The sequence below is a fragment of the Ignatzschineria indica genome, from assembly GCF_003121925.1.
GTDB classification, from domain to species: domain Bacteria; phylum Pseudomonadota; class Gammaproteobacteria; order Cardiobacteriales; family Wohlfahrtiimonadaceae; genus Ignatzschineria; species Ignatzschineria indica.
On record NZ_QEWR01000002.1, the window covers coordinates 524,537 to 539,541 of the forward strand.

A 15,005-nucleotide genomic window follows, 5' to 3' on the forward strand; every position below is an offset into this window, starting at 1 on the left:
AGTATAACAACTATTTCTAGCATTACGAATTGAGAGAAACCTCTTTAATCAATAAGTTACAAACAGAAATGATTTACAAATAACGATGAGTGACACTCCAAAATATCGCGACAAAAAGTGCTACAAAAACAGATAGATAGCAGCTATTTAAGATAAAAGTAGCTCGTAAATAGTAATCTCTCTTAAAACCGAATAATTCCCCCCTTCTCAAGATGGGTAAATTTTACCCATATTTTCCTCAACTTTTTATTAGCTTTTTATTAGCTTTTTATTAGCTCCCCCTCAATTTCTCCTCAAATTTTTAGCACATCACCTCTCTTATGCTATTTTCTTGGATATTGAGCAATAAAAGGTTATTATCGAGCCCATCTATCTACCGATCCTTTCCCAACTTTGAAGGGGTAAGATCAGTATCAACTCTTGAATTAAATAGGTTTTACTATGCGACAATATGAAGGTGTTAAGCCGCTCTTCTCCTATCGAAAATATTGGGCTCATCGTTTTGGTACGGCGCCCTTTCTCCCAACGACACGAGAAGAGATGGATCTTCTAGGTTGGGATAGTTGCGATATTATCTTTGTCACCGGCGATAGTTATATCGATCATCCAAGTTTTGGGACAGCTATCTTAGGCCGTCTACTAGAAGCGCAAGGTTTCCGTGTGGGAGTCATCTCTCAGCCTGACTGGCGATCACTTGATGACTTTATGCGCTTAGGAGAGCCTAATCTCTATTTTGCTGTTAATTCTGGCAATATGGATTCGATGGTCAATCACTATACTGCAGATCGTAAGGTCCGCCGTAATGATGCCTACACCGCAGGTGATGTGAATGGGAAGCGCCCCGATCGTGCTGTGATTGTCTATAGCCAAAAGGTGCGCGAAGCGTATCGCGATATTCCGATTGTTATCGGCGGTATTGAAGCATCGCTTCGCCGAGTCGCCCACTATGATTACTGGTCAGAGACCATTCGTCGCTCAATTTTAGTCGATAGTGCTGCTGATCTTCTTCTATTTGGAAATGGAGAGCGCTCTATTGTTGAATTGAGCCATCGTCTTGCTGCCGGTGAAAAGATTACGGATATTACCGATATTCGTGGCTCTGCCCTTATTCGCCCTCATGGAAAGCATCATTTTGATCGTCACGAACTCGATTCTACCCACTTTGATCATGTCGGAAAGATCGATCCTTATATCAATCCTTACGGCACGATTACAAGCCGTGATTGTGAGACAAATGTCGCGCTTGAAGCGCCGACCCAAGATCAAGCAAAATCGACCCTTAAAAGTGAGAATATTAGCCGAACAGATCTCACCATTCGTCTACCAAGCTTTGAAGATGTAACAGAAACCGCCGCACTCTATGCTCATGCCAGTCGAATTTTACATCTCGAGACAAATCCATTTAATGCTCGCCCGATGGTACAGCAACATGGGGATCTTGATGTCTGGATCAATCCGCCGCCCATTCCTCTCTCAACAAAAGAGATGGATGCCGTCTATGCCCTTCCCTTCGAGCGCGCACCTCATCCTAGCTATGGTGATGCCCATATTCCAGCATGGGAGATGATCAAACATTCCGTTAGCATTATGCGTGGCTGTTTTGGCGGTTGTACTTTCTGCTCCATTACAGAGCATGAAGGACGCATTATTCAGAGCCGCTCTGAGGCGTCTATCTTGGCAGAGGTGAAAGAGATTCGAGATCGCAGCCCCGATTTTAAAGGCTATATTTCAGACCTTGGTGGTCCTACCGCCAATATGTATCGCTTAGCGTGTAAAGACCCTAATATTGAGAAGCATTGCCGTAAACTCTCCTGTGTCTATCCTGGGATTTGTCAAAATCTCAATACAGATCACAAGCCCCTTATCGATCTCTATAAAAAAGCTCGTGAGATTGAAGGTATTAAACGAATCCATATCGCTTCCGGCGTTCGCTACGATCTTGCCGCACAATCGCCAGAATATATTAAAGAGCTAGTAACACATCATGTGGGCGGATATCTTAAAATTGCCCCGGAGCATACGGAAGAAGGCCCACTTTCGAAGATGATGAAGCCATCCATGAAAGCGTATGAGGATTTTAAAACACTCTTTGAAAAGTACTCTCGCGAAGCAGGAAAAGAGCAATATCTGATCCCCTACTTTATCGCCGCTCACCCCGGAACTAGTGATGAAGATATGCTCAACCTAGCACTCTGGTTAAAAAAGCATGATCTTCGTGCCGATCAAGTCCAAGCCTTTATGCCGACACCGATGTCAGTGGCAACGGCAATGTACTACTCTGAACGGAATCCTCTCAAGCCGATTCGTCGTAATTCTGAACATGTAGGAACTGCAAAGAGCCTCAAACGCCGACAACTTCATAAAGCCTTCCTGCGCTATCATGATCCCAATAATTGGCCACAATTACGCCAAGCATTGCGCTACATGGGTCGAAGTGATCTGATCGGTTCTGGCAAAGAGGCTTTAGTGCCGGCAGAGAGCCATAAAGAGCGCCGTCAGCGTCAACATCAACGTGGTAAACTGTTCACCACCAATTACCAAGGCATTCCAAGAAGACGCGGAAAACGGGAGCGATAGACTCTTTATCTGATTTGTAAACCGAGATTCCTGACCTGAAGACTCAAGTAACTATCAACAGAAATATTGATCAACAAAAATCCCACAGTTTAATGCTGTGGGATTTTTTATAGCAACTACATCGCAACTACATCACAACTACATCAAATAATGGTATGGTAGTTAGCGATTAGGTTATGCTGTCGCTATTAGAAAGCTGCAGATAACATTACTTAAGCGATTCTTCTCTCTCTAATAAGATGTTGAGCATTCTACGAAGTGGCTCTGCGGCACCCCAAAGAAGCTGGTCACCTACAGTGAAAGCATTGAGATATTCCGGCCCTAAATTCATCTTACGAAGACGTCCTACAGGGATTCTCATTGTGCCGGAGGTTGCTGCGGGTGTTAATTCCTGCATCGTAATATCGCGATGATTAGGAACCACTTTAACCCAGCGATTACTCTCTTTAATCATCGCTTCGATATCATCGAGCGGAACATCTTTTGTCAACTTCACCGTCAATCCTTGTGAGTGGCAACGCATCGCTCCTACACGAACACAGGTCCCATCAATAGGAACTGAACGCTCTAACTGTAGTAATTTGTTACTCTCTGCCATCGCTTTCCACTCTTCACGACTCTGACCATTTTCTAATTCCGTATCGATCCATGGAATTAAGCTTCCTGCTAATGGCACACCGAAACGATTTTTAGGACATTGATCTGTCGCGAAAGAATCAGTGATCATCTGATCGATCTCTAAAATGCTCTTTGCCGGGTTATAAAGATCACTATTGACAAGAGAATGGATCGCACCCATCTGCTCTAATAACTCCTTCATATTTTGTGCGCCGGCACCTGAAGCTGATTGATAGGTCATAGAGGTCGCCCACTCAACTAACCCCTCTTTAAAGAGAGCGCCAAGTGCCATTAACATTAAGCTCACGGTACAATTTCCACCGATAAAATTCTTAATGCCACGCTCTAAACTCTGATCGATAATCTCACGATTAACCGGATCGAGAATAATCATCGCATCATCATCCATTCTCAGTGTCGATGCAGCATCGATCCAATAGCCTTGCCAGCCCGCTTCACGCAATTTATTAAAAACAGACGAAGTGTAATCGCCTCCCTGACAACTAATGATAATATCTTGTGCTGCTAATGCCTCAATATCGAAAGCATCGACCAACACTGATTCATAACTCCCTGCGACCACCGGCGCATCACCACCGGCATTTGAGGTTGAGAAAAAGGTGGTGTGAATTCCGGCAAAATCATTCTCTTTTTCCATACGCTCCATTAAAACGGAGCCGACCATTCCACGCCAACCAATTAAACCCAACTTTTTCATCTTATATTGATCCTTTATCTTATTATTTCGTTATTTTATTACTGCATTACTGTATTAAGTCATCACTTAATGACTTTATGATCGATTCGATCCAAACAGGCTAGATCTGATCTGCTGAAACCTATTAAGATCGAAACAGTATCAATTGAAGCTCAAATTATCAATTATGCTCCGAGCGCTTTTAGTACCGCTTGCCCCATTGCAACACAGCCAATAACCTCTTCACCAGGTTGAGCAATATCACGTGTACGATACCCTTCACTTAAGACCTGTTTCACTGCATTTTCGATCTCATCGGCAATCTCATTATGTCCAAAGGTATAGCGAAACATCATCGCCACTGAGAGAATCGTTGCTAAAGGATTGGCAATATCTTTGCCGGCGATATCGGGTGCTGATCCATGAATAGGTTCATAGAGCCCTTTATTATTCTCATCTAAAGAGGCTGAAGGAAGCATGCCGATCGAGCCTGTTAACATTGAAGCTTCATCAGAGAGAATATCTCCAAAAATATTTCCCGTTAACATCACATCAAATTGCTTTGGTGCTCTAACTAACTGCATTGCAGCGTTATCCACTAAAAGATGGGAGAGCTCAACATCAGGATACTCTGCTGAAACTTCTGTCACCACATCACGCCAAAGTTGAGTCGCTTCTAAAACATTCATCTTATCGATAGAACAGAGGCGCTTATTACGCTTTTGAGCCGCTTGAAAAGCAACATGTGCAATACGGCGAATCTCCGATTCTGAATAGATCATCGTATTAAAACCTACACGCTCCCCATCACGCTCCTCAATACCGCGAGGCTGACCAAAGTAGATATCACCTGTCAGTTCACGCACAATCATAATATCGAGTCCTGCAACGAGCTCATCTTTAAGGCTAGAAGCGTGGGCTAACTCTTTAAAAACTTGTGCCGGACGAAGATTAGCAAAGAGATTTAATTCCTTACGAATCGCTAATAATCCCTGCTCAGGACGAATATGGCGAGGAAGCGAATCATATTTAGGACCTCCCACAGAACCAAGAAGAATTGCATCTGCCGCTTTTGCTTGCTCTAAGGTCTCAGTAGGAAGAGGCGCGCCTTTCTCATCCACGGCAATTCCACCAATCAGTGCATGTTCAGTAGAGAGCGAGAGTTGATGCTTTTCTGCCACAAAATTGAGGACCTTCTCCGCCTCGCCAACAATCTCCGGACCAATTCCATCTCCTGCTAAAACTAATACTTTCATTTTCCTAACCTTCTCCAAATCTCAAGCATTTTCTATTGATGACAACGATATGGCTCAATCAACCTATCGTCTATTTATTAGATAACGTTTTAATAACGTTTCATAAGTGTTTAATCATATTTTATAGCTATTGCTACCTTTGATGACGCTTAATGACGCTTAATGATACTTCATAATAATTAATGATAATTGATGACGTTCAATAACGCCCACAAATCACGTCCACAAATCAATATACGAGATCGCTCTAAAAAATCATAGTGCCTTACACTCTTTTCACTGATTATTTTTATCCAATCACTATTTTATGATGCACCGACACGTTTTTTACGACTAAAGAAACGATAAAAGACAACCCCCAACAAAGTGGCATTGAGCAGATACCCTAAAAATACCGTATCGTAAGTGCCGGTTAAATCGTAGAGCCATCCGAGAAGTGTAGGAATAAAAGCGGCAAAACAGTAACCACCAAAGAGCATCATCGCTGTCCAACTTGCCACCGAGTTTCCATCATCAACCTCATTAAAAGGGAGCAGCATCGTTAAGGCAAATAATCCTGAACTTACCAATATGCCCAAAATACCCACTGTGATATAGAGCAGTAATAGATTATTACCGCCCCACAAAAGGATCATCACCGCTACAATTGTCACAAAGATTGCGCCGAGACTTGTTGCTCTTAATCCTAAGCGAATTACAATAATCGGAATGAGAAACCCACCAATAATTCCATTGAGAATCGAGAGGTTGAGCAATGTATTAGCGTGAAATTGATCGATCCCCTTCTCTAATAGAAAAGGAAGAAGCCACGCAACATTGGTATAGAAAAGCCCTGATTGTAGACCAAAACAGGCCACTAGCATCCAAGCTCGTGGCTGATTCCAAGGCATTTTTGCTTTCGGCGCTTGTTGATTTGCCGGCGCACTACCTCTAAAGAGATAAAAGGTAGCCCAAATTGCAGAGACCGCTAAAACAGGGAGCGCCCAAAATTGAAGGGTTGATGCCCACTCCCAGTGGAGATAGTGATTTAAGATAGAGCTACTCATCGTTCCTAAAACACCACTGATACTGATTCCTAATGTATAAAAGATCATCCCCACATTACTGCGCTGCTTAAAGTGATGCTTTACATAACCGGAAAGGAGAGGACCGGCAATAGCAATCCCGATCCCCATTAGAAAAGAGGAGAGAAAGAGCCAAGTGCTACTCTGAAAATAGCTACGGGTAATTGTTGAGATCCCAATTAGAAAGAGACTAAAGGTAATAACACGCTCTAAGCCAAATCGGTGACTCAGTGGGGAAGCAAAGAGTGCAAAGATCCCCATACAGATTACCGGAATAGTCACTAAAAAACTGACCACCGCACTCGATAACGATAGACTCTCTGAGATATCACTCATCACCGGACCTAACGATGTTAAGGTTACTCGTAACGATGCCGCCGCTAAAAAGACTAGCCAAAAACAGGCTAATGGGACCCGATAGCCCTTCTCTCTTTCCATCTTCTATTTTCGTCCTGTATGTCCAAATCCACCTTCACCACGCTCAGATGCTTCAAACTCTTCAACTTGCTCAAAGTTTGCCTGCATAACAGGAACAATCACCATCTGCGCCATACGTTCGCCCACTGTTAAGGTAAAATCTTTATCGCTACGATTCCAGAGCGAAACCATCAACTCCCCTTGATAGTCGGCATCAATTAAGCCTACTAAATTCCCCAGAACAATGCCATGCTTTACCCCTAAACCTGAGCGAGGAAGAATCATCGCCGCATAGCGAGGATCTTTGAGATAGATAGCAATTCCAGTCTTTACAAACGATGTCTCGCCGGCTTTGATAACAAGATCCTCATCGATCATTGCCCGAAGATCTAACCCGGCAGAACCTTCTGTTGCATAATTAGGCAGTGGAAAATCTCTTCCGAGACGTTGATCTAAAACTTTAAATTCAACATTTAACATCTTTTATAATCCTTTTTAACGAACGAATGAGCCATGCACCAATGAATCAATGAATCAATGAATCAATGAATCAATGACCCCATTCATTCAACTAGCGCTGATTCAATAACTGACTGATGAATAAAAGATAGACAAATAAAGAAGCTCTCTTATATCTAATGGATCTCTTAAAAGGAATCCCTCACATATAAGGAGCTTACTTTGATAATGTCTTCTAATAATTTGTAATAAACGTTAGAGTAACAAACGTTAGAGTGATGAGTGTTAGAGCTTTACAGGTCGGCGCGCATTGAGGCGATCATAATAATATTTATCTAAGATCGTTGTCGGCATCTCTGCTTGACGAACAGACTCATAACTTGCCGGCGTTAAACCGAGCTTCTCAAAATCATTTCGTGTTGTTACAGAGCCCGTTTTAGCACTCTTTAACTGATTACGATTATAGGGGAAACGTGGCATAAAGCCGATAAAGAACGCTAAAGTGCCGGCGATAAAATTGGGCATACCAATAATTGTACGGCGTTTTGGCGTAATCTCTTTCGCTATCTTTTGTGCAATCTCTTTGATGCGATATTGCTCTTTGCCGGCAAGTTCAAATTCAACCTGCTCATGATCCTGCTCTAAAAGCGCAAAAACAGCTTGAATCAGATCATCGATAAAAACAGGTTGCACTTTCGCCTCTGCCATCGGTAACCATAAAAGCGGTGAGTGACGAATCCAACGCGCTAAATTATAGCTGAAGCGATCTTCATAACCGACGACTAATGAGGGCGCTGCAATCGCAACCTTCATCTTATTTTTAGCCGCTAGATCGAGAAGCGCCTTATCTCCGGCAGCTTTTGTTGTAAAGAAAGTACTCTGCCCCTCTTTAGCACCTAAAGCACTAAAGTGAATCATCTTCTTCACCCCTAAGGAGTTTGCAATCTCATAGATGCGAGTTGGATAAGTAACATGCGCTTTAGTCGCTCGGCGACGGTTGTTATCCCATGTGCCGACAAGATTGATCACATAATCAGATCCTGCCATATGTTGACGAATAACGGCTTCATCTTCCAATTTGCAACCATCGATAAATTCAACATAAGAGAGGCATGAAGCATCATTTTGCACATTACGATCACGAGAGAAGACCGTTACGCGATAACCATTTTTTGCTAATGCCGCAACAAGTGGAGAGCCGACAAAGCCTGTTCCCCCAAAGATACTCACTTTCTTTCGATTCATTTCTGCTCCTGAAATAGATTGTAAACTCTAATTCCCTCAGTATAGCAAAATAAATAGAGAACTTGAGAGTTAAATTACCCCTATAATTGCCCTCTATCATCATCCCTAAAATTGATCCTACTGAGGTTTATCGCTGCAAAAAGGACCACACACTTAAAAATCTGCTATGATTTTCCCCATATTTTGTTTTTATCTTTACATTCCATAGTTCAACTTACCCAACTTTAAGTGGGTACTAAAAAGGAGTCAGCGCAATGAGAAAATATTTTGGAACTGATGGCGTCCGCGGAAAAGTAGGGGAATTTCCACTCACCCCCGATTTTGCTCTCAAACTTGGATTTGCCGCAGGTAAAGCGCTCTCTCAAGGAGATAAGAGTACCGTCGTCATCGGCAAAGATACACGCATCTCCTGTGATCTTTTTGTAGCGGCACTCGCCTCAGGATTGACCTATGCCGGTGTCAATGTTCTTCTCGCCGGCACGATTCCCACGCCGGGAGTTGCTTATCTCACAATGAAGCATCAAGCTGTAGCGGGTATTGTTGTCTCGGCATCACATAACCCCTTCTTCGATAATGGTATTAAATTCTTCAATGAGAAGGGTGAAAAGCTCGATGATAATGTTGAACTCTCTATCGAAGCAGGAATTGATACCCCTTTCTCTGCTCCAGAGACAGGTGCGACCGGTACTATTGAGACACTCTCTGATGCCTTAACAGACTATCGTGATTTCTGCCTTGCTAGTGCGCCGGAGCTCTCCCTCAAAGGGGATAAGATCGTTGTCGACTGTGCCAATGGTGCAACATATCGGGTCGTTCCGGATCTTTTTCGTCAATTAGGCGCAACCGTTATTGAGGTCGGAACAACCCCAAATGGGACCAATATTAATGATGCTGTCGGCTCAACTGCTCCTGAAAAAATCATTGCAACTGTGAAGGCAGAAAAGGCAGATTACGGCGTTGCATTTGATGGGGATGGCGATCGCCTACTGATTATCGACGAGAAAGGTCGCCCGTTTGATGGGGATGATATCCTCTATCTCTTAGCGACAGAACGCCAGGAAACGGCTGTTGTCGGCACCATTATGAGCAATTTAGGTTTTGAATTAGCGCTTGAAGAACATGGTATTACGCTCCACCGCTCTAATGTGGGAGATCGTTATGTTTTAGAGCTTCTCAACCAATTAGAGCTCAATATCGGTGGAGAGAATTCGGGTCATATTCTCTGCCTTGATCAACACTCAACTGGCGATGGAATTATTGCGGCACTGCAAGCGATTCAATTGATGAAACAGAGTGGTGCAACCTTTGCAGAAATTCGTGATCGTATCCCCAAAACGGTTCAAGTGATGCACAATGTTAAAATCGAACGAGGTGCTGCTTGGGAGAGTGATGCGCTTAAAGTGGCGATGGCTGAGGTCGAAGAGGCGTTAGCTGGTCGAGGTCGAATTCTTATTCGTCCTTCGGGGACGGAACCCGTTGTCCGTGTCATGGTTGAGAGTGATGCTTGGGAGATAAGTGAAAAGCATACCCAATATTTAGCGGATATTATCCGTAATAGTCATCCTTAAGTAAGATCAGAAAGGGTCTGGTTACCGGGCCTTACTATTCCATACTTCCAGAAATCAGATGCCGGCAGTTGAGAATCTTTCACTGCCGGCAAATAATGATCTTCTATCATCAGCTATTTTTTTGAAATGAAAAAGGCTGAACGGTGCCGGTCCTCACTGATGCGTTCTTCCAGAGATTACACGCCGGCAATGGGCATCAAAGATGCCGACCTGCGGGCATACAGTGGTAAAAAGAGCGAAATGGTTCTCTCCCGCCGTTCAACAGATTCTCTTATGGATTGAATCAACTAAACAACAGAAGCTGATGAGTTGCCGGAGATCACCACTGCATGCTTCCAAAAACCATGCGCCGGCAAATAATGATCTTCTATCATCAGCTATTTTTTTGAAATGAAAAAGGCTGAGCGGTGCCGGTCCTCACTGATGCGTTCTTCCAGAGATTACGCGCCAGCATGGGGCATCAAAGATGCCAATCTGCGGGCATGCAGGAGTTATAAGAGCGAGATGGTTCTCTTCCGCCGCTCAACAGATTCTCTTATGGATTGAATCAACTAAACAACAGAAGCTAATGAGTTGCCGGAGATCACCATTGCATGCTTTCAAAAACCATGCGCCGGCAAATAATGATCTTCTATCATCAGCTATTTTTTTGAAATGAAAAAGGCTGAGCGGTGCCGGTCCTCACTGATGCGTTCTTCCAGAGATTACACGCCGGCAATGGGCATCAAAGATGCCGACCTGCGGGCATACAGTGGTGAAAAGAGCGAAATGATTGGCTCCCGCCGCTCAACTAATCTTCTTACTGCTTAAAATCAACTGGAACAGAATGATTTTGAGACCTCCCCCTTACCTTTTACCCTATTGAGATGACATCAAGATGACAAATCATTGCGCAATCTGTCACTTTGTTACATAGTTGTCACAATCGCTCCTTAGAATAAGAATCTGCTAATAAAAGAGACACTATAGCGATCGCTCTCTCGACCGTGATAGCAGTGAGTCGATTGAGTAGACAACTAATTTTCAATAGTAAAACAGTGGTAGATATTGGTAAATATGAAAAAAATTCTCATCGTTGAAGACGAAATTCCTATATCAGAGATGATTGAACACTTTCTCTCAAGTCAAGGATTTGAGGTTATTCAAGCATTTGATGGTATTGAAGCAAAAGAGCTCTTAACTCAAAATCCTAAGATTGACCTAATACTCCTCGATTGGATGATGCCACAAAAATCGGGAATCGATCTTCTAAAGGAGCTTAAAGCAAGCCGTAAGAATCGCCATATTCCTGTCATTATGTTGAGTGCTCGCGCAGAGTTAGAAGATCGTGTTGTTGGGCTCGATTCAGGTGCTGATGATTATCTTCCTAAACCCTTTGCAATGAAGGAGCTTCTCTCTCGAATCAACTCCCTTCTTCGCCGAATTGATGAGTATGTTGAAGAGGAGAATGAGATTCGTGAAGTTGCCGGTATTGAACTCGATCTAGATGCACAACGAATTACCATTAATGGGGAGTTGATCAATCTTAGTGCTATTGAATTCCGCCTTTTAGCCTTCTTTATTACCCATATTGATCGTGTCTATAGTCGCGATCAGCTTCTCGATCATGTCTGGGGAATCGATAGTTATGTCGATGAGCGAACGGTCGATGTCACAATTGGGCGCCTTCGTAAAATTTTAGAGCCTACAGGCCATAATAAATTACTTCAAACCGTTCGTGGCGAAGGCTATCGCTTCTCTCCTCATCTCTAATACGCCTTTATAAGAGAATTTCGCTAGAGATCGATTGGGTAAAGCATTCATCCTCTTAAATTTTAGTAGGAGAAGCCCTCTTCAATCCGTTATGATGGGCTCTCTACTTCTCTCTCTTCTTCTATTGATCAAAATGCATACAGATTGATTGGTATTAGATCATTCAATAAATCAATAAATCAATAGATTAGTAGCTTAAAACCGATAGAAATTAGGTGTTCAATTAAGATTGATCTAAGGAGCCTTAAAAATGTTAGGTCACCTCTCTCCCAAACAGTTTCTTTTAGAGCTATTTCTGCTCTATCTGCCGGCGATTGTACTCTCATTCTTCTTTGGCTCCCTCTTTCTTTGGCTCTTTATTGCGACTCTTCTGCTGCTTCTTTGGCACTATCGGCAACTCTACCGCCTCTCCCGCTGGATCTGGATCGATCATAATTTCTATCCCCCCGAAGGTAAAAGTAGCTGGCTTCCTATCTTCCATGGTTTGCATCGTATGCGCATTGAGCAACGAAAAGAGCGCAATCAACTTCTCGATTTTATTCGCTACTTTCGAAAAGGGGCGGAGGCGATGCCGGATGCCACAATCTTATGTGATAAAGAAGGTCGTTTAAATTGGTGTAATCCTCAAGCAGAAGCGATGCTCAAATTACGTTGGCCACAAGATGAGCGTCAATCGATCTTCAATCTAATTCGAACACCTGAAATTGTGGAGTATTTTAAAGCGGGAAATTATGAATCCCCTTTTCTCCTACAGCTCGATCAACGTGAACTTGAGTGCCGCTTCTACTACCCTTATATCGAAAATAATCTACTCATTATTGCTCGAGATGTAACCGATAGAGAGGTTGCGGAGCGAACGCGTCAAACCTTCTTCGCTAATGTTAACCATGAATTACGGGTGCCCTTAACGGTGATTAAAGGGTATGTCGAGATGTTACAGAGCAATTTGGCAGAATCAGAGCGCGAGAGTTTTGAAGCTAAGGCGCTCGATCGTATCGAGGAGCAAGCGGAGCGACTTCACTCCTTAGTGATTCAACTGATGGCATTAACACGCCTTGAGACAGGTGCTAAGTGGGATCGTGCCGAAGTTGTTCCTCTTTCACAACTCACCGCTGAGATGCTCGATGATTATTATCAGCAACATCCCGAATCTCGAGATTATATTACCGCAGAGATTACCCCAAACTTAACTGTTCTCGGCAGTCAGGATCAACTTAAGCAGGTGGTTCTCAATCTCTTTTACAATGCCATTGAACATAATCCTCCCCAAACGCCGATCCATCTTCTACTAACAAAGGTAGATAATGGTAGTGAACAAGGCGAGATTCTCTTTCAGCTCTCAGATAGAGGAAAAGGAATTCCTCCAATGCATCTTCACAAATTAACAGAGCGTTTCTATCGGGTCGATTCCTCTCGCAACCGCGAGCAATCGGGAGGAAGTGGTTTAGGTTTAGCCATTGTTAAACATGCTCTCAATAATCATGAGAGTCAGCTAGAGATTAGCAGTGAAGTTGGGAAAGGAAGCTGCTTCTCTTTTCGTCTTAAAGCTCACCTATCAAAAATGTAAGAGACGATTCTCAGCCGTTTTTTAGCTCTTACAACAAAGGCTGAACGCTGCCGGATCTCACTATCGCGTATTTTCATCAATTTCTCGCCGGCATCAGGCACCAAAGATGCCAACCTGCGGGCATGCAGGAGTTATAAGAGCGAAATGGTTATCTCCCGACGCTCAACAGATTCTCTTATGGATCGAATCAACTAAACAACAGAAGCTAATGAGATGCCGAAGATCACTCCTGCATACTTTCAGAAACTACGCGCTGGTATGAGTCGTAATCTGATCGATTCATCACCGGCACGTTATTACCCTGCTCTATCTATTGACTCTTGAGGGAAGCTAATTTTCTTAAAAGATAGTTGAGCAATATTCCATAGAGCGGGAGGAAGAAGATTGCTGAGATAACGATCTTAAAGAAGTAATCCACCATAGCGATTTCTGGCCAATTCTCTGCCATAAAATCATCATCACTTTGATAGAACGCAATACTAAAGAAGACTAGAGTATCGATTAAATTCCCCACGACAGCCGCGGCACTCGGTGCAACCCACCAACGCTGATTTTGACGAAGATAATTAAAGACAGTGATATCGATCAACTGCCCAACGAGATAAGCAGAGAAACTCGCAAGTGCAATACGCGCAACAAAGAGATTGAAGGTCGCCAAAGACTCCCAACCCACCCATAATCCCTTAAAGAAGAGAACAGAGAGAAGATAAGAGATCATCAATGCCGGGATCATCACCACAAAGATAATTCTCCGCGCTAATGATGCCCCAAAAATGCGTATCGTCAAATCGGTGGTCAAAAAGATAAAGGGAAATGTAAATGCCCCCCAAGTGGTATGAAAACCGAAGATCGTAAAGGGTAACTGAACTAGATAGTTACTCGAGGCAATAATCAGAATATGAAAAAAGGAGAGAATATAGAGCGCACGCTGCCGCTGCTCTGGCGTAAAGTTGTATTGAATCATCGATTAAATTCCTTAGTTTTTTTATGTGGGAGGATTGCGAACCACGAATGAAAGGCGATCATTCTAACGGATTTACGCCGAACAGCAACTATTAATTGCAAGAGTGGGGAGGAGTCTAAACCCTAACCCCCAACCATTAGTACTATCTTCTGACAACGCCATAGCGCTTTAATGAAGACTTAATGAAGACTGAGTCGATCAGTCAATCAATTATCGATCTCAAAAAGATCGGCAAATTTCTCAACATCGAGATATTTAGCATACTCTTCAATACTCTCAAGCACACTCTCATCCTCTAATAGAGAGAGAGCATTGCAATCTCTCCTAATGCACTAAAACCGACTTCCATTCCCTCTTCAACTTGATCTGTCACCACTAACATTACCAAAGCAATTTTACAATCTTGAGTAACAAGACGCTCATAAAGACGCGCAACACGCTGATTCATCAAACGTCGCTCTGCCGGAGTAATCGCCGAATAGGCAACTAAGTGAGGATGGGAAGAGATCGCTAAATAGACCCATTGAGCTAACTCTACCCGATCAACATCAGAGGTGCGCTCTATAAGACAATTTTTAAAGTTATCGATGGGGACTGATTGAGCAGATGCAATCGGGGAAGAGAGTGAAAGCCCTGCGACTAAGAGTAAGGCACTCACACGGAAAAGAGATTTTTTAAGTGAAGCAATAACTTGAAAAGAGAGAGACATCGATACTCCTAAATGACTTGCCGGCATCAGATCAATTGATCAGCTGATGAAAGATAGCAAGAAGATAAAGATATGAATAATAGTAGATCAATAATAGAGATCACTAATAGAT

At 43.1% G+C, this 15,005-nt stretch carries 13 protein-coding genes and 1 riboswitch; of the genes, 6 read left to right on the forward strand and 7 right to left on the reverse strand.

Features of this window, described 5'->3' with window-relative positions; translation table 11 throughout:
• The first annotated feature begins 441 nt into the window (after positions 1–441).
• Positions 442–2,577 (forward strand): YgiQ family radical SAM protein, encoded by a 2,136-nt coding sequence (locus tag DC082_RS02365; RefSeq protein WP_109235590.1) that lies wholly within the window; start codon positions 442–444, stop codon positions 2,575–2,577.
• A gap of 208 nt (positions 2,578–2,785) precedes the next feature.
• Here DC082_RS02365 and asd read toward each other — a convergent pair whose 3' ends face one another.
• The 5 genes from asd to DC082_RS02390 form a co-directional block, all read right to left on the reverse strand.
• Positions 2,786–3,913: an aspartate-semialdehyde dehydrogenase gene (gene asd, locus DC082_RS02370; RefSeq protein ID WP_109235591.1), complete on the reverse strand. Its 1,128-nt coding sequence runs from the start codon at positions 3,911–3,913 to the stop codon at positions 2,786–2,788.
• Between the two features lie 164 nt (positions 3,914–4,077).
• The gene (leuB, locus tag DC082_RS02375) at positions 4,078–5,148 is read right to left on the reverse strand and encodes a 3-isopropylmalate dehydrogenase (protein WP_109235592.1); all 1,071 of its coding nucleotides are present in this window, start codon (positions 5,146–5,148) and stop codon (positions 4,078–4,080) included.
• A gap of 305 nt (positions 5,149–5,453) precedes the next feature.
• Entirely contained in the window at positions 5,454–6,650 is a 1,197-nt protein-coding gene (locus DC082_RS02380; RefSeq protein WP_109235593.1) for an MFS transporter, read from the reverse strand.
• Positions 6,651–6,653: 3 nt separating this feature from the next.
• Positions 6,654–7,109, reverse strand: coding sequence for a dUTP diphosphatase (gene dut / locus DC082_RS02385; protein ID WP_094567263.1), 456 nt, complete (start codon positions 7,107–7,109; stop codon positions 6,654–6,656).
• Between the two features lie 264 nt (positions 7,110–7,373).
• A complete protein-coding gene (locus DC082_RS02390; protein ID WP_109235594.1) occupies positions 7,374–8,333 on the reverse strand; it encodes an NAD-dependent epimerase/dehydratase family protein in 960 nt (319 codons plus the stop codon).
• Positions 8,334–8,587: 254 nt separating this feature from the next.
• On the opposite strand from DC082_RS02390, the gene glmM reads away from it, so the two are divergent.
• From glmM to phoR, 5 genes are all read left to right on the forward strand, one after another.
• Positions 8,588–9,901, forward strand: coding sequence for a phosphoglucosamine mutase (gene glmM, locus DC082_RS02395; protein ID WP_109235595.1), 1,314 nt, complete (start codon positions 8,588–8,590; stop codon positions 9,899–9,901).
• A gap of 159 nt (positions 9,902–10,060) precedes the next feature.
• Positions 10,061–10,183: a hypothetical protein gene (locus DC082_RS10985; RefSeq protein WP_268245767.1), complete on the forward strand. Its 123-nt coding sequence runs from the start codon at positions 10,061–10,063 to the stop codon at positions 10,181–10,183.
• 405 nt (positions 10,184–10,588) lie between these two features.
• On the forward strand, positions 10,589–10,711 hold the full coding sequence (locus DC082_RS10990) for a hypothetical protein (RefSeq protein WP_268245768.1): 123 nt from the start codon (positions 10,589–10,591) through the stop codon (positions 10,709–10,711).
• 246 nt (positions 10,712–10,957) lie between these two features.
• Positions 10,958–11,653, forward strand: coding sequence for a response regulator (locus DC082_RS02400; RefSeq protein WP_109235596.1), 696 nt, complete (start codon positions 10,958–10,960; stop codon positions 11,651–11,653).
• 250 nt (positions 11,654–11,903) lie between these two features.
• Positions 11,904–13,220: a phosphate regulon sensor histidine kinase PhoR gene (phoR, locus tag DC082_RS02405; RefSeq protein ID WP_109235597.1), complete on the forward strand. Its 1,317-nt coding sequence runs from the start codon at positions 11,904–11,906 to the stop codon at positions 13,218–13,220.
• 310 nt (positions 13,221–13,530) lie between these two features.
• On the opposite strand, the gene DC082_RS02410 is transcribed toward phoR, so the two are convergent.
• Both DC082_RS02410 and DC082_RS02415 read right to left on the reverse strand, forming a co-directional pair.
• Entirely contained in the window at positions 13,531–14,184 is a 654-nt protein-coding gene (locus DC082_RS02410; protein ID WP_094567258.1) for a 7-cyano-7-deazaguanine/7-aminomethyl-7-deazaguanine transporter, read from the reverse strand.
• Positions 14,185–14,190: 6 nt separating this feature from the next.
• Positions 14,191–14,235: riboswitch (PreQ1 riboswitch) on the reverse strand.
• 244 nt (positions 14,236–14,479) lie between these two features.
• Entirely contained in the window at positions 14,480–14,893 is a 414-nt protein-coding gene (locus tag DC082_RS02415) for a hypothetical protein (RefSeq protein ID WP_109235598.1), read from the reverse strand.
• Positions 14,894–15,005 lie beyond the last annotated feature (112 nt).

Bases quoted from the DNA above. Each gene is read 5' to 3' on its own strand.
- DC082_RS02390 (WP_109235594.1), bottom strand. From the start codon at position 8,333: ATGAATCGAAAGAAAGTGAGTATCTTTGGGGGAACAGGCTTTGTCGGC.
- asd (WP_109235591.1), bottom strand. From the start codon at position 3,913: ATGAAAAAGTTGGGTTTAATTGGTTGGCGTGGAATGGTCGGCTCCGTT.
- DC082_RS02415 (WP_109235598.1), bottom strand. From the start codon at position 14,893: ATGTCTCTCTCTTTTCAAGTTATTGCTTCACTTAAAAAATCTCTTTTC.
- DC082_RS02380 (WP_109235593.1), bottom strand. From the start codon at position 6,650: ATGGAAAGAGAGAAGGGCTATCGGGTCCCATTAGCCTGTTTTTGGCTA.
- DC082_RS02400 (WP_109235596.1), top strand. From the start codon at position 10,958: ATGAAAAAAATTCTCATCGTTGAAGACGAAATTCCTATATCAGAGATG.
- DC082_RS02365 (WP_109235590.1), top strand. From the start codon at position 442: ATGCGACAATATGAAGGTGTTAAGCCGCTCTTCTCCTATCGAAAATAT.
- DC082_RS10990 (WP_268245768.1), top strand. From the start codon at position 10,589: ATGCGTTCTTCCAGAGATTACACGCCGGCAATGGGCATCAAAGATGCC.
- DC082_RS02410 (WP_094567258.1), bottom strand. From the start codon at position 14,184: ATGATTCAATACAACTTTACGCCAGAGCAGCGGCAGCGTGCGCTCTAT.
- dut (WP_094567263.1), bottom strand. From the start codon at position 7,109: ATGTTAAATGTTGAATTTAAAGTTTTAGATCAACGTCTCGGAAGAGAT.
- phoR (WP_109235597.1), top strand. From the start codon at position 11,904: ATGTTAGGTCACCTCTCTCCCAAACAGTTTCTTTTAGAGCTATTTCTG.
- DC082_RS10985 (WP_268245767.1), top strand. From the start codon at position 10,061: ATGCGTTCTTCCAGAGATTACACGCCGGCAATGGGCATCAAAGATGCC.
- leuB (WP_109235592.1), bottom strand. From the start codon at position 5,148: ATGAAAGTATTAGTTTTAGCAGGAGATGGAATTGGTCCGGAGATTGTT.
- glmM (WP_109235595.1), top strand. From the start codon at position 8,588: ATGAGAAAATATTTTGGAACTGATGGCGTCCGCGGAAAAGTAGGGGAA.